The sequence below is a fragment of the Pseudomonas sp. PDM16 genome (assembly GCF_014851865.1).
Classification (GTDB): Bacteria; Pseudomonadota; Gammaproteobacteria; order Pseudomonadales; family Pseudomonadaceae; genus Aquipseudomonas.
The window spans coordinates 846,391-860,665 of sequence record NZ_JACVAM010000002.1; the positions used below are offsets into that span (position 1 = coordinate 846,391).

Genomic DNA, 14,275 nt, shown 5'->3' on the forward strand with positions numbered 1-14,275 from the left:
AAGGGTTAATTCCTGATCCACTTCGAGGCCCCCATGCAGCTCTCCGCTCTCTACCGATACCCGCTCAAGTCCGCCCGTGGCGAAAGCCTGGCCAGCTCACCGCTGGAGGCGCTGGGCTTGCGCGGCGACCGCCGCTGGATGCTGGTGGAGCCGGAGAGCGGGCGCTTCCTGACCCAGCGGTTGTTGCCTCAGATGAGCCAGCTGAGCGCGTTGTACAACGCCGATGGTGGTCTGAACCTGAGCGCGCCGGGTTTCGGCAGCCTCGATGTGGACGTGCCTGACCCCGAGACCGACCTGCGTGGCGTCACCGTCTGGCGTGACAGCCTTCGTGTGCCCGATGCCGGAGACGCGGCAGCCGATTGGCTGAGCCGCTTCATCGGCCGTCCCTGCCGGCTGGTACAGGTGCCGGAGGCGCGCGCCCGCCAGGTCGACACCGGCTACGCCCAGCCCGGCGATAAGGTGGCGTTCTCCGATGGTTTCCCGCTGCTGTTGATCGGCCAGGCATCGCTGGAGGACCTGTCGACGCGGGTCGGGCGGCCGTTGGAGATGCTGCGTTTCCGTCCGAACCTGGTGGTGCAGGGCAGTGAGCCCTACGCCGAGGACGGCTGGAAGCGCATCCGCATCGGCGAGCTGGAGTTCGAGGTGGCCAAGGGCTGCAGCCGCTGCATCCTCACCACCATCGATCCGCAGACCGGTGAGCGCAACGCCGATCGCGAGCCGCTGACCACTCTGAAGACCTACCGCGAGCGCAATGGCGAGGTGTACTTCGGCCAGAACCTGCTGCCGCGTGGCATAGGCGAGCTGCGCGTGGGCATGCCGGTGGAGGTGCTGGAGTAGAGGCTGGCACTTGGAAGAACAAAGGGCGCCGAGGCGCCCTTTGTTTTCTGCGGAATATGCTTATTGGTCGTCGAAGAACCGCTCATGCCAGTCCACCAGTGGCTGCGGTACGCCGAGTTTCTGGCCGTAGATCACCGAGTAGGACAGTACGTTCTGCACGTACTGGCGGGTCTCGTCGAACGGGATGTTCTCCACCCATACGTCGAAGGCCAGATGGTCGGCACCCTTCAGCCACTGGCGTACTCGACCGGGACCAGCGTTATAGGCGGCCGAGGCGAGGACGCGGTTTCCATTGAACTGACCGTGCACCTGGCTCAGGTAGGCGGCGCCGAGCTGGATGTTCTTTTCCGGCACCAGCGCCTGCTGCGGGTTGGCCAGGGGAATGCTGAACTTGCGTGCGGTCTCCTTGGCGGTACCCGGCATCAGCTGCATCAGCCCCATGGCCCCGACCGGGGAACGGGCGTCTGCCATGAAGGCGCTTTCCTGACGGGTGATGGCGAACACCCAGCTCGAATGCAGCCCGCGCAGCTTGGCTTGTCGGGTCAGGCTCGTCTTGTGGGCCATGGGGAAGCGGATGTCCAGATCATCCCAGTACTGGGCTTGGCTGATGGTGCGGATGGCTGGGAAGTACCACTCCTTGTCATAGGCCAGCCTGGCCTGAGCCACCAGTTCCTCACGGCTGAACAGGCGGCTGACGTGGTACCACTCGCGGCGGCCATCGACGATCTGGCCACGGTCATGAAATTCCAGTGCACGACGGATGCCGGCGGTGCTGCGCACCTTCTGCATGACCTGCGGGGCGATGACCATCGGCTTGTTGTTCAGGCTGTAGGGTGCCTGGATGCGGTCGGCGGCGAGGAAACCGTAGAAGTCGCGCTCCTTGGCCAGTTGCTCGTACAGGGCCATGGCCTGCTGGTCCTGTGGTCTGGCCAGCTGCAGGCTGCGTGCGTGCCAATAACGCCAGCGGCTGGTGGTGGCCAGATCGGCTGGCAGGCGGCTGGTCAACTGATAGGCATCTTCCCACTGGCCGTGGCGCAGCAACAGGCGGGCGCGCCACTCGGAGACCGTGTTGTCGCGCAGTTCCGGGTCGTACTGGGCCATGACCTGCAGGGCTCGGATGTCGAAGCGCTTGGCCAGGGTCAGGCCGATTTCACGGGCGATGGCGACTTTCTCGTCGCTGGAGAACGGCAGCTTGCCGGCGTATACCTCGAGCAGGCTCAGGGCCTTCTCCGGGTCTTGGCGAGCCAGGCGGCGCAGGCCGAGGCCAGCGGCGTCGGCCATGTGGCGGTCTGCCGGGGTGAAACGGGCGGTCTGGCTCATCATCGCGGGCTTCTGCGCCGCATCGATCATCAGTTGACCCTGCTTGCCGTAGGTCGGCAAACCCTTCACCAGATAGCTGGCCAGTCCATAGTTGCGGGCTTCGGCGGCCAGCTTGGCGCGTTTCCAGCGATTCTCCTCGGTGAGCTGGCCGTCGGCGCGCCAGGTGCTGAACAGGGCGTCACAGGCCTCGGGTTGGGACTTGCCGACCAGCCAGAGTTTCTCGGAAGCAGCGCGTGCCTCGGCCTTCAGCCCCTGCCTGTACAGATACTGACCATACAGGCAATCCAGTTCGGTGAAGTTGAGCTTGGGGTCGTAGTAGCTGGCGAAGGTCTGCCACTCGCCACGCTCGGCCAGCCAGCGTAGCCAGCGCAGCTTCATCCAGCCGGCCTGGGGCAGGTCACCGTGCTCGGTGAGGAAGGCCTCGATCTCGTCGTTACCGGCCCACTTCAGGCGTGCGGTCAGCTCGTCATAGGCCAGGTAGGGTTCCAGCGGATAGTCACGCAGTGCATTGGCATAGCGTTGGTAGGGGCCTTTGTCGCCCTTGGCCAAGGCGCGCTTGGCTTCGTCATACATCTGCCGCTGCTGGGCCAGGCTGGCGGCCTGGGCGGCGGAGAAGCCGAGGGTGCAGGAGAGGAGAGCGGAGAGCAGGCAATACAGAGGGCGGCGCATGACACATCCGGATAAATAGGGAACGACATGAAGCAACGTGCTTCCAAAATTGCGCCTAGCTTAGCCTGTTGCTCCCTGCGCGAGAATGCCGCAGGGCGTACGCAGCAATGCGCCAGCATTGGGCCAGCTCAACTCGGTTAGAATGCGCGCCTGTTTTTTGAGGTGTAACCATGACCCTGCTCAAGTTTTCCGATGTCTCCCTGGCCTACGGCGCCATGCCCTTGCTGGACAAGGTGTCCTGGCAGATAGCCAGGGGTGAGCGGGTATGCATCATTGGCCGCAACGGCACTGGCAAGTCGAGCATGTTGCGGCTGGTCAAGGGTGACCAGATGCCCGACGACGGCGAAATCTGGCGCGCACCAGCGCTGAAGATCGGTGAATTGCCGCAGGAATTGCCGCGGGCCGACGAGCGGACGGTGTTCGACGTGGTCGCGGAAGGTCTGGCTGGCGTTGGCGAGCTGCTTGCGCGCTATCACCATCTCAGCCAGAACATCCAGGGCGAAGAAGACCTCAATCAGCTGATGCATGTGCAGCAGGAGCTGGAGGCGAAGGATGGCTGGCGCCTGCAGCAGTTGGTGGACAGCACCCTGAGTCGCCTGCAGCTGCCGGCCGACAAGACCCTGGCCGAGCTCTCCGGTGGCTGGCGCCGCCGCGTGCTGCTGGCTCAGGCCCTGGTGTCCGAGCCCGATCTGCTGCTGCTCGACGAGCCGACCAACCACCTGGACATCGGTGCCATCGCCTGGCTGGAAGAGGCGCTGAAGGATTTCGGCGGCGCTGTGCTGTTCATCACCCACGACCGCTCCTTCCTGCAGAACCTGGCCACCCGCATCCTCGAGCTGGATCGTGGCGGCTTGATCGACTGGAACGGTGACTACGCCAGCTTCCTGGTGCACAAGGAGCAGCAACTGGCCGCCGAGGAGACCGCCAACGCGCTGTTCGACAAGCGCCTTGCGCAGGAGGAAGTGTGGATTCGCCAAGGCATCAAGGCCCGGCGTACCCGCAACGAAGGGCGCGTGCGTGCCCTCAAGGCGATGCGTATGGAGCGCAGCGAGCGTCGCGAGCGCCAGGGCAAGGCCAATATCCAGCTGGACTCCGCGGAGAAGTCCGGTAAGCAGGTGATAGTGGCGGAAAATGTCAGTTTTGCGCACACAGGGGGACCCTTGCTGATCCAGGACTGCACCCTGGTGCTGCAGCGTGGCGACCGCATCGGTCTGCTCGGGGCCAATGGAACCGGCAAGACCACGCTGCTCAAGCTGCTGTTGGGAGACCTGCAACCGACTGGTGGCACGATAGTGGCAGGGACCAAGATCGAAGTGGCGTACTTCGATCAGCTGCGCCATCAGCTGGAGCCGGAAAAGACGGTGATCGACAACGTCGCAGAGGGGCGCGACTTCATCAGCATCGATGGTCAAAGCCGTCACGTGCTGAGCTATCTCGGGGATTTCCTGTTCAGTCCGCAGCGCGCGCGTACCCCGGTCAAGGCATTGTCCGGGGGAGAGAGGGCGCGCCTGCTGCTGGCCAAGTTGTTCAGCAAGCCGGCCAACCTGCTGGTGCTGGACGAGCCGACCAACGACCTGGACGTGGAAACCCTCGAGTTGCTCGAAGAAGTCCTGCTGAATTTCCCAGGCACCGTGCTGATGGTCAGCCACGACCGGGCGTTCCTCGACAACGTAGTGACCAGCACGTTGGTCTTTGAGGGTGAGGGGCGAGTGCGCGAGTACGTTGGCGGCTACCAGGACTGGCTGCGCCAGGGTGGTTCGCCACGGCTACTGGGTGTCGGTGAATCCAAACCGGCCAAGGCCGAAACCATGCGTGCGCCGGAACCGGCGCCGGCGGTAGTGACAAGTGTTGCCGCGGCTCCGGCCGCGAAGAAGCTCAGCTACAAGCTGCAGCGAGAGCTGGAAGCCATTCCCGGGCAGATCGACGCCCTGGAGGCCCAGCTGGCAGAACTGCAGGAACAGATTGCCGATCCGGCTTTCTACCAACAGGCGCCGGCCGTCACTGGAGCAGCCCTGGAGCGCCTGCAGCGCCTGCAAGAAGAACTGGACCAACTGCTGGAGCGTTGGGCCGAACTGGAAGCCTGAGGAGCCTGCTGGAGACCTGCATGGCTATTGAGTATCGCATCACCCTGGATGACAACCATCAGTTCAGCTACAGGATAGAGCTGGACCGTCAGTATGATGCCCGGGATGCCGAGGCGACGCCGAAATGGACGCGCCTCGAACACAATCAGTGCAGCAATTGCCCACTGAAGAAAGATCAATTCAGTCGCTGCCCGGCGGCAGTCGACCTGCACAAGGTGATCGAGGACTTCCATGGTCTGCCGGCGGTCAAGAAGGCCCATGTATGGGTGCGCACACCGGAGCGCGAGTACACCAAGCAGGTAGGGCTGGAGGAGGGTCTGCGTTCGCTGCTCGGTGTGATCATGGCCACCAGTGCCTGCCCTGTGTTGGGCAAGCTGCGGCCCATGGCGCAGCACCACCTGCCGTTTGCCAACAATCAGGAATTCATCCTGCGTACCATCTCGCTGTACCTGACGCGGCAATACTTCAACTATCGAGAGGGGCGCCGTGCGGACTGGGATCTGAAGGGGCTGATCAAGCAGTTCCAGCAGGTTCAACTGGTCAATCAGGCGTTCTGGCAGCGTATTCTCGATGTGTGCGAGGGCGACTCCAATCTCAAGGCTTTCCTCACCTTCTTCTCCATGTCGTCGAGCCTGACCGTGTCAATGGAGACCCAGTTGCAGAAGATCCGCCCGCTGGTGATGAGCGCCGGAGACGGTGGTGAGTAGCTCCGGGCGGGCCCGCCGCTGACTGGCGACGGGCTCGGCTGCCTTATTCCTTGGGTTTCTTGAGACGGACTGCCAGAACGTCGCATGGCGCGCTGTGCAGCACGTCATTGGCGGTGGAGCCAAGTAGAAGCGCCAGACCGTGGCGGCCGTGGCTGCCTACCACGATCAGGTCGCAGTCCTGCTCTTCGGCGAGGCGATGGATCTCCTGGCGCGGTTGGCCGTAGGCCAGGTGTCGATGCTCGGCTCCCAGTTGCGGATAGCGGCTGGCGAAGCTTTCCAGATGTTCGCGCGCCTGATCGAACTGTTGCTGTTGAAGCATCGATAGGTCCATCGGGACATCGCCACCGAAGGCCATGGCCATGGGCTCGACGATATGTACCAGTGACGTTTTGGCGCCGTTGCTGGCAGCGATGGCCAAGGCGCGTTCGGCAACCGGATGGCACTCCTCGGTCAGGTCCACGGCGATCAGGATGTGCTGATAGGGCATCTGAGTCTCCTCCACTGAGTGGTCATGCTTGCAGTATGGTTCTGCTCCCTTCATAACACAGCCTTTCCCTGCAAGTGATAGATATGACCTGGTGGATCGTGGTTTTGCTCGTTGGCGTGGCACTCAGTCCCCTGGTTTGGTTGCGTCCCTCGCCGCGTCAGCGCGGGCAGATGGCGCTGCGCATGGCCGCGCGGCGCCTGGGGCTCGGTATGCAGTTGGGACAGCAGCAGTGGCCGCACTGGCTGCCAGAGCACCCGCCAGAGCGCTGTGCCCAATACCATCGCGGCCGTCGCAGTGGGCGCAGCGATAGCTGGAGCTACTGGCAGGTCGCGCCGGGTCAGTGGTGCAACCAGTGGCGCGAGTCCTGTACTGATGCAGTCATGCTCGAGCGCCTGCAGGGTTTGCCGGCCGACGTCTACAAGGTCGAGGCCGGCCCGCAGATGGTTTCCCTGTTTTGGGGCGAGCGCGGTGGCGAGGAGGAACTGCGCAAGATAGCGGCGTTGCTAGCGGACGTTGCCTGATTACGCCGCGCCCCTGCGGCGCCGACAGCCGCTTCGGCAAGAAGTTTGTGGCTATTTTTCTGTATCTGGTCATTCCGTGACGTTGCGCTCATTTCGGGCGCCTGCGACGGGCAATTGACAATTGCCGGGTTTTCACTGAATGTACGCCCACCCAAATCAAACGGGCGTATGAATTGAGCGTTTCTGCCCTGAAGGCAGCGCCTTTACAGCCCGATTATCGCGTCGGCGGGTGTGTCGGATCGATTGGGACTATGCTCGACGGCTCTTGCCTAGAGCGGCCCCGGCCGGTTGGCTCCGATGTGTACAGTTCAGCTTCCATACCGTGGAGATCAGTTGATGATTTACGAAGGTAAAGCCATCACGGTTAAGGCTCTTGAGGGCGGCATCGTCGAATTGAATTTCGACCTCAAGGGTGAGTCCGTTAACAAGTTCAACCGTCTGACCCTGAGCGAGCTGCGCCAGTCGGTCGACGCCATCAAGGCCGACGGTTCGATCAAGGGCGTAATCGTCACCAGCGGCAAAGACGTGTTCATCGTCGGCGCCGACATCACCGAATTCGTCGACAACTTCAAGCTGCCCGACGAAGAGCTGGTTGCCGGCAACCTCGAAGCCAACAAGATCTTCAGCGATTTCGAAGACCTGGCCGTTCCGACCGTCATCGCCATCAACGGCATCGCCCTGGGCGGCGGTTTCGAAATGTGCCTGGCCGGTGACTACCGTGTCGCCTCCGAGAGCGCCAAGATCGGCCTGCCAGAAGTCAAACTAGGCATCTACCCGGGCTTCGGCGGCACCGTGCGCCTGCCGCGCGTGATCGGTACCGACAACGCCATCGAGTGGATCGCTTCCGGTAAGGAAAACAAAGCTGCCGACGCCCTGAAAGTAGGCGCCGTCGACGCTGTTGTCGCTTCCGCCAAGCTCAAGGACGCCGCTCTGGACCTGGTCAAGCGCGCCATCTCCGGCGAGCTGGACTACAAGGCCAAGCGTCAGCCCAAGCTGGAAAAAATCAAGCTCAACGCCATTGAGCAGATGATGGCCTTCGAAACCGCAAAAGGTTTCGTTGCTGGCCAGGCCGGCCCGAACTACCCGGCTCCGGTTGAAGCCATCAAGACCATCCAGAAGGCCGCGAACTTCGGTCGCGACAAGGCCCTGGAAGTAGAAGCCGCTGGCTTCGTCAAACTGGCCAAGACCTCGGTTGCCGAGAGCCTGATCGGTCTGTTCCTGAATGATCAGGAACTGAAGAAGAAGGCCAAGCAGCACGACGAGATCGCTCGTGACGTGAAACTGGCTGCCGTTCTGGGTGCCGGCATCATGGGTGGCGGTATCGCCTACCAGTCCGCCTCCAAAGGCACCCCGATCCTGATGAAGGATATCCGCGAAGAGGGTATCCAGCTGGGTCTGAGCGAAGCTTCCAAGCTGCTCGGCAAGCGCGTCGAGAAGGGCCGTCTGGCCCCGGCCAAGATGGCCGAAGCCCTCAACGCCATTCGCCCGACCATGTCCTACGGCGACTTCGGCAATGTCGACATCGTCGTCGAAGCCGTTGTCGAGAACCCGAAGGTCAAGCAGATCGTTCTGGCCGAAGTGGAAGGCGTGGTGCGTGAAGACGCCATCCTGGCTTCCAACACCTCGACCATCTCCATCAGCCTGCTGGCTAAGGCCCTGAAGCGTCCGGAAAACTTCGTCGGCATGCACTTCTTCAACCCGGTGCACATGATGCCGCTGGTGGAAGTGATCCGTGGCGAGAAGTCCAGCGACGTGGCCGTTGCCACCACCGTGGCCTACGCCAAGAAGATGGGCAAGAACCCGATCGTGGTCAACGACTGCCCGGGCTTCCTGGTCAACCGCGTACTGTTCCCGTACTTCGGCGGCTTCTCCAAGCTGCTGGAATTCGGTGTCGACTTCGTGCGCATCGACAAGGTCATGGAGAAGTTCGGCTGGCCCATGGGCCCGGCTTACCTCTCCGACGTCGTCGGTATCGACACTGGCCACCACGGCCGTGACGTAATGGCCGAAGGCTTCCCGGACCGTATGGCCGTTGAAGGCAAGACCGCCGTCGACGTGATGTACGACGCCGATCGCCTGGGTCAGAAAAACGGCAAGGGCTTCTACGCCTACGAGACCGACAAGCGCGGCAAGCCGAAGAAAGTCTCCGACCCGGTTGCCTACGAGCTGCTGAAGTCCATCGTCAAAGAGCAGCGCGAGCTGACCGACGAAGACATCATCAACTTCATGATGATCCCGCTGTGCCTGGAAACCGTTCGTTGCCTGGAAGACGGCATCGTCGAGACCGCAGCTGAGGCCGATATGGGCCTGATCTACGGTATCGGCTTCCCTCCCTTCCGCGGTGGTGCTCTGCGTTACATCGATTCCATCGGTGTCGCCGAGTTCGTCGCCCTGGCCGACAAGTATGCCGACCTGGGCGGCCTGTACCACCCGACCGCCAAGCTTCGTGAAATGGCCGCCAAGGGCCAGAAGTTCTTCGGTTAATCGCGCAGCGAACAGAGCGAGAGTAGAAATATGAGCCTGAATCCGAGAGACGCGGTCATTGTCGACTTCGGCCGCACCCCGATGGGTCGTTCCAAGGGTGGCATGCACCGCAACACCCGTGCCGAAGACATGTCGGCCCATCTGATCAGCAAAGTCCTGGAGCGCAACACCAAGGTCGATCCGGCCGAAGTGGAAGACGTGATCTGGGGTTGCGTTAACCAGACCCTGGAGCAGGGCTGGAACATCGCGCGTATGGCGTCGCTGATGACCCAGATCCCGCACACCAGCGCCGGCCAGACCGTCAGCCGTCTGTGCGGTTCCTCCATGAGCGCCCTGCACACTGCCGTGCAGGCGATCCAGACCGGCAACGGCGACGTATTCGTCGTCGGTGGTGTGGAGCACATGGGCCACGTCGGCATGATGCACGGCGTCGATCCGAACCCGCACATGTCCCTGTACGCCGCCAAGGCGTCGGGCATGATGGGTCTGACCGCTGAAATGCTGGGCAAGATGCACGGCATCAGCCGTGAAGCCCAGGACCAGTTCGGTGAGCGTTCCCACCGTCTGGCCCACAAGGCTACCGTCGAAGGCAAGTTCAAGGATGAAATCATCCCGATGCAAGGCTACGACGAGAACGGCTTCCTGAAGGTGTTTGACTTCGATGAAACCATTCGTCCGGAGACCACCGTGGAAAGCCTGGCGGCCCTGAAGCCGGCGTTCAACCCGAAAGGCGGCACCGTGACTGCAGGTACTTCCTCGCAGATCACCGACGGCGCTTCCTGCATGATCGTCATGAGCGCCCAGCGTGCTCAGGACCTGGGCATCCAGCCGCTGGCCGTGGTTCGTGCCATGGCTGTGGCCGGTGTCGATCCGGCGATCATGGGCTACGGCCCGGTGCCGTCCACTCAGAAAGCACTCAAGCGTGCCGGCCTGAGCATGGATGACATCGACTTCGTCGAGCTCAACGAAGCCTTCGCCGCCCAGGCCCTGCCAGTGCTGAAAGACCTGAAACTCCTCGACAAGATGGAGCAGAAGGTCAACCTGCACGGTGGCGCCATCGCTCTGGGTCACCCGTTCGGCTGCTCCGGTGCACGTATCTCCGGCACCCTGCTGAACGTGATGAAGCAGAACGGCGGTACTCTGGGCGTGTCCACCATGTGCGTGGGTCTCGGCCAGGGCATCACCACCATCTTCGAACGCATCTAGGCGACCCCGTCTAAGCGTCAGAGGGTGTAAAGACCGGGGCCTGGTGCCCCGGTTTTTGTTTTTCAAGGAGAAATTTCATGCAACTGCAACCCGGTCTCTACCGTCACTACAAGGGCCCGCAGTACCGTGTATTCGGCTCAGCGCGTCACTCGGAAACCGAGGAGTGGGTGGTGGTCTACCAGGCGCTCTATGGTGATTTCGGCCTGTGGGTGCGACCGCTGGAGATGTTCTGCGGAACGGTCGAACTGGACGGCGAGACGGTAGCGCGCTTTGCTCTGATCGAGGCCGAACCGGCGGTGATCGGACAGGACGTTGCCGGGAATCGCGCTTGACCGCGACTCGACAGCCACTATATATAGCGGTGCCTTGATAGGCTCCCGCCTCTTATTCTTCCTTTTTTGTTTTCAGGAATTCTCCAATCCATGGGCAAATCGCTGGTCATCGTGGAATCCCCGGCCAAGGCCAAGACCATCAACAAGTACCTGGGCAACCAGTTCGTGGTGAAGTCGAGCATCGGCCATATTCGTGACCTGCCCACCAGCGGTTCCGCCAGCGCCAGCAAGGAGCCAGCCAAGCGCGGCAAGGCTGCTGCTGCCGAGGCGCGGGCTCTGTCGCCCAAGGAGAAGGCCAAGCGCCAGCTGTTTTCGCGCATGGGTGTCGACCCCGAGCACGGCTGGAAAGCCAAGTACGAGATACTTCCCGGCAAGGAGAAGGTGATCGAAGAGCTACGTCGTCTGGCCAAGGATGCCGACACCATCTATCTCGCAACCGACTTGGACCGTGAAGGGGAGGCCATTGCCTGGCACCTGCGCGAGGCCATCGGTGGCGACGACAGCCGCTACAAGCGCGTGGTGTTCAACGAAATCACCAAGAAGGCCATCCAGGAGGCCTTCTCCCAGCCGGGCGAGCTCGATATCAATCGGGTCAACGCGCAGCAGGCACGCCGTTTCCTCGACCGTGTGGTGGGCTACATGGTCTCGCCTCTGCTGTGGGCCAAGATTGCCCGTGGCCTGTCCGCCGGTCGCGTGCAGTCGGTGGCGGTGAAGTTGGTGGTGGAGCGCGAGAAGCAAATTCGCGCCTTCGTCCCGGAAGAGTACTGGGAAGTGCACGCCGACCTGGGCACCACCAAGAGCGACAAGGTGCGCTTCGAGGTGGTTCGCGAGAATGGCGAGGCCTTCAAGCCGCTCAACGAGACCCAGGCCATGGCTGCCTTGGCCAAGCTCAAGGACTCCAGCTATAGCGTGGTCAAGCGCGAGGACAAACCGACCTCGAGCAAACCGACCGCCCCGTTCATCACCTCCACCTTGCAGCAGGCGGCGAGCAACCGCCTCGGCTTTGGTGTGAAGAAGACCATGATGATGGCTCAGCGTCTCTACGAGGCTGGCTACATCACCTATATGCGTACCGACTCGACCAACCTGTCGGCCGACGCCATCGACATGGTGCGCGGCTTCATCGACGGCGAGTTCGGCAAGAAGTACCTGCCGGCCAAGCCGAACTTCTATTCGAGCAAGGAAGGCGCCCAGGAGGCGCACGAGGCGATTCGCCCGTCCGACGTGAATCTGCGCCCGACCCAGCTGTCCGGCATGGAGCGCGACGCGGAGCGCCTGTACGAGCTGATCTGGCGCCAATTCGTGGCCTGCCAGATGCCGCCGGCCGAATACCTGTCCACCAGCGTCAGCGTCGCTGCCAGTGGCTTCGAGCTGCGTGCCAAGGGCCGCATCCTCAAGTTCGACGGTTACACTCGTGTGCTGTCGCAACAGAGCAAGCCGGGTGAGGACGACGTGCTGCCGGAGATGAAGGAGGGCGAGGCGCTCAAGCTGCTGCAGCTCGACCCCAGCCAGCACTTCACCAAGCCGCCAGCGCGCTTCTCCGAGGCCAGCCTGGTCAAGGAGCTGGAAAAGCGTGGTATCGGTCGTCCTTCCACCTATGCGGCGATTATCTCCACCATCCAGGAACGCGGCTACGTCACCGTACACAACCGCCGTTTCTACGCCGAGAAGATGGGCGATATCGTCACCGAGCGCCTCGACGAGAGCTTCTCCAACCTGATGGACTACGGCTTCACTGCCGCCATGGAAGAGCGTCTGGATGATGTGGCCCAGGGCGAGCGCGACTGGAAGCACCTGCTCGACGAGTTCTACGGCGACTTCAAGAAGAAGCTGGAAGTGGCCGAGGTGGCGGACAAGGGCATGCGTGCCAACCAGCCGACGCCTACCGACATCGCCTGCCGCGATTGCGGCCGGCACATGATGATCCGTACTGCCTCCACTGGCGTATTTCTCGGCTGCTCCGGCTACGCGCTACCACCGAAGGAGCGCTGCAAGGCCACTCTCAACCTGATCCCAGGTGACGAGATCGCTGCGGATGACGAGGGTGAGTCCGAGTCCCGCGTGCTGCGCAACAAGCACCGCTGCCCGATCTGCAGCACGGCGATGGACGCCTACCTGCTGGACGAGACGCGCAAGCTGCACATCTGCGGCAACAACCCGGATTGCGCCGGCTACGAGATCGAGCAGGGCCAGTACCGCATCAAGGGCTACGAAGGTCCAAGCCTGGAGTGTGACAAGTGCGGCAGTGAGATGCAGCTGAAGACCGGCCGCTTCGGGAAGTTTTTCGGTTGCACCAATTCTGCGTGCAAGAACACCCGCAAGCTGCTGAAGAGCGGTGAGGCCGCGCCGCCCAAGATGGACGCGGTGAAGATGCCGGAGCTCAAGTGCGAGAAGGTCGATGACACCTACGTGCTGCGTGATGGCGCCTCGGGCCTTTTCCTTGCGGCCAGCGGTTTCCCCAAGAATCGCGAGACCCGTGCGCCGCTGGTGCTGGAGCTGATCCCGCACAAGGACGAGATCGATCCGAAGTACCACTTCCTGCTGGAGGCGCCGAAGAAGGATCCGGAAGGCCGCCCGGCGGTGATCCGCTTCAGCCGCAAGACCAAGGAGCAGTATGTGCAGAGCGAGGTGGACGGCAAGCCCACCGGCTGGCGCGCCTTCTTCGATGGCGGCAAGTGGAAGGTGGAAGACAAGCGCTGATCGCGCAGGCCGCACCTCGGCTCTGAGGTGCGGCGTCCTCCCTCAAGTAATCTGCGCGACGGCTGCGAGGCATCGGCATGGCTCACGAACTCTATACCCGCACCAATCAGAAGATCTTCTTCGCCGGGCTGGCCCTGGAGAGCCTGCGCAAGGCTGAGGCTGGTGAGGCGATGAATGCCCAGGCTCTGATGCAGTCGGAGCGCGAAGCGGTGCTGTTCCACCTCTACGGTGCGGTGCTGGGGCTGTGCCATGAGGTCGCCGGCTACTACAAGCTGGCGGAGATGGGCGCGCCGCGGGTCGAGCTGTTGTTGAACCAGGCTGTGTTGCAGTCTTCACCGACTCCTGAACTGGCCGAGCTGATGGAGATTGCTCAGCAGCCGGAAAGCTGGCTGGCACAATTGCTTGCCGGCTACGCGCAGCTGTTCCAGCCGCCGCAGGCACCCAAGACCGCCAAGGTCGACCCGACTCTGCCGCTGATCAGTGCAGTCAGTGTCGAGGATGAGCCGGAGACGCTGCGGTACGCGGAGCTGGAGAGCTGGCGGCAGCAGCTCAAGCAACTGGTGCTGCGCTACCGCGAGTCGCTCAGCGAGTGCTGATTGGCTTGCCAGGCTAGGGCGCGAGCGCCATGGCTGTTACACTGGCTGTCTGCTAGGAGACCTACCCTCATGTCCACTTCCTTCCTCGAAATCGTCGAACTGCCTGACGGGCGCATCATTCTGCGGCGCGCCGAAGATGAGGAAGTGCTGGTGACTCTGGACTTCTCGGCGGACGCCAAGGCCTTCCTGCAGGGGCATCATGTTGAGGTGGCCAAGGCCATGCTCAATGTCGGTGTGCAGATGGCTGGTCGCCTGGCTGAGGGCGAGATGGAGCAGGACGAGCAGCCACGCGTGCTGCACTGAGTAGCGGGAGCCTGCAATAGGTTCTTATG

The 14,275-nt window shown here is 62.5% G+C and carries 12 protein-coding genes; 10 read left to right on the top strand and 2 right to left on the bottom strand.

The window, feature by feature from the left end:
- The first annotated feature begins 33 nt into the window (after window positions 1–33).
- A complete protein-coding gene (locus tag IB234_RS10445) occupies window positions 34–837 on the top strand; it encodes an MOSC domain-containing protein (RefSeq protein ID WP_192317203.1) in 804 nt (267 codons plus the stop codon).
- A gap of 60 nt (window positions 838–897) precedes the next feature.
- Here the strand turns inward: IB234_RS10445 and IB234_RS10450 are convergent, their stop codons facing one another.
- On the bottom strand, window positions 898–2,826 hold the full coding sequence (locus IB234_RS10450) for a transglycosylase SLT domain-containing protein (RefSeq protein ID WP_192317205.1): 1,929 nt from the start codon (window positions 2,824–2,826) through the stop codon (window positions 898–900).
- A gap of 170 nt (window positions 2,827–2,996) precedes the next feature.
- Here IB234_RS10450 and IB234_RS10455 point away from each other — a divergent pair, with 170 nt between their 5' ends.
- Both IB234_RS10455 and IB234_RS10460 read left to right on the top strand, forming a co-directional pair.
- Window positions 2,997–4,910 (top strand): ATP-binding cassette domain-containing protein, encoded by a 1,914-nt coding sequence (locus IB234_RS10455; RefSeq protein ID WP_192317207.1) that lies wholly within the window; start codon window positions 2,997–2,999, stop codon window positions 4,908–4,910.
- 20 nt (window positions 4,911–4,930) lie between these two features.
- The gene (locus IB234_RS10460) at window positions 4,931–5,617 is read left to right on the top strand and encodes a DUF6901 family protein (protein ID WP_192317209.1); all 687 of its coding nucleotides are present in this window, start codon (window positions 4,931–4,933) and stop codon (window positions 5,615–5,617) included.
- A 43-nt stretch (window positions 5,618–5,660) separates the two neighbouring features.
- Here IB234_RS10460 and IB234_RS10465 read toward each other — a convergent pair whose 3' ends face one another.
- On the bottom strand, window positions 5,661–6,104 hold the full coding sequence (locus IB234_RS10465; RefSeq protein ID WP_192317211.1) for a universal stress protein: 444 nt from the start codon (window positions 6,102–6,104) through the stop codon (window positions 5,661–5,663).
- A gap of 83 nt (window positions 6,105–6,187) precedes the next feature.
- On the opposite strand from IB234_RS10465, the gene IB234_RS10470 reads away from it, so the two are divergent.
- From IB234_RS10470 to IB234_RS10500, 7 genes are all read left to right on the top strand, one after another.
- Entirely contained in the window at window positions 6,188–6,625 is a 438-nt protein-coding gene (locus tag IB234_RS10470; protein WP_192317213.1) for a hypothetical protein, read from the top strand.
- Window positions 6,626–6,961: 336 nt separating this feature from the next.
- The gene (gene fadB, locus IB234_RS10475; RefSeq protein ID WP_043310074.1) at window positions 6,962–9,109 is read left to right on the top strand and encodes a fatty acid oxidation complex subunit alpha FadB; all 2,148 of its coding nucleotides are present in this window, start codon (window positions 6,962–6,964) and stop codon (window positions 9,107–9,109) included.
- Window positions 9,110–9,139: 30 nt separating this feature from the next.
- Window positions 9,140–10,315: an acetyl-CoA C-acyltransferase FadA gene (gene fadA / locus IB234_RS10480; RefSeq protein WP_192317215.1), complete on the top strand. Its 1,176-nt coding sequence runs from the start codon at window positions 9,140–9,142 to the stop codon at window positions 10,313–10,315.
- A gap of 77 nt (window positions 10,316–10,392) precedes the next feature.
- Window positions 10,393–10,647 carry a DUF1653 domain-containing protein gene (locus IB234_RS10485; RefSeq protein WP_043310072.1) on the top strand — a complete coding sequence of 85 codons (255 nt, stop codon included), beginning with the start codon at window positions 10,393–10,395 and terminating at the stop codon, window positions 10,645–10,647.
- A 90-nt stretch (window positions 10,648–10,737) separates the two neighbouring features.
- The gene (gene topA, locus IB234_RS10490; protein WP_192317217.1) at window positions 10,738–13,347 is read left to right on the top strand and encodes a type I DNA topoisomerase; all 2,610 of its coding nucleotides are present in this window, start codon (window positions 10,738–10,740) and stop codon (window positions 13,345–13,347) included.
- Window positions 13,348–13,424: 77 nt separating this feature from the next.
- A complete protein-coding gene (locus IB234_RS10495) occupies window positions 13,425–13,943 on the top strand; it encodes a DUF6586 family protein (protein WP_192317219.1) in 519 nt (172 codons plus the stop codon).
- 69 nt (window positions 13,944–14,012) lie between these two features.
- Window positions 14,013–14,246 carry a hypothetical protein gene (locus tag IB234_RS10500; RefSeq protein WP_192317222.1) on the top strand — a complete coding sequence of 78 codons (234 nt, stop codon included), beginning with the start codon at window positions 14,013–14,015 and terminating at the stop codon, window positions 14,244–14,246.
- The last annotated feature ends 29 nt before the right edge of the window (window positions 14,247–14,275 follow it).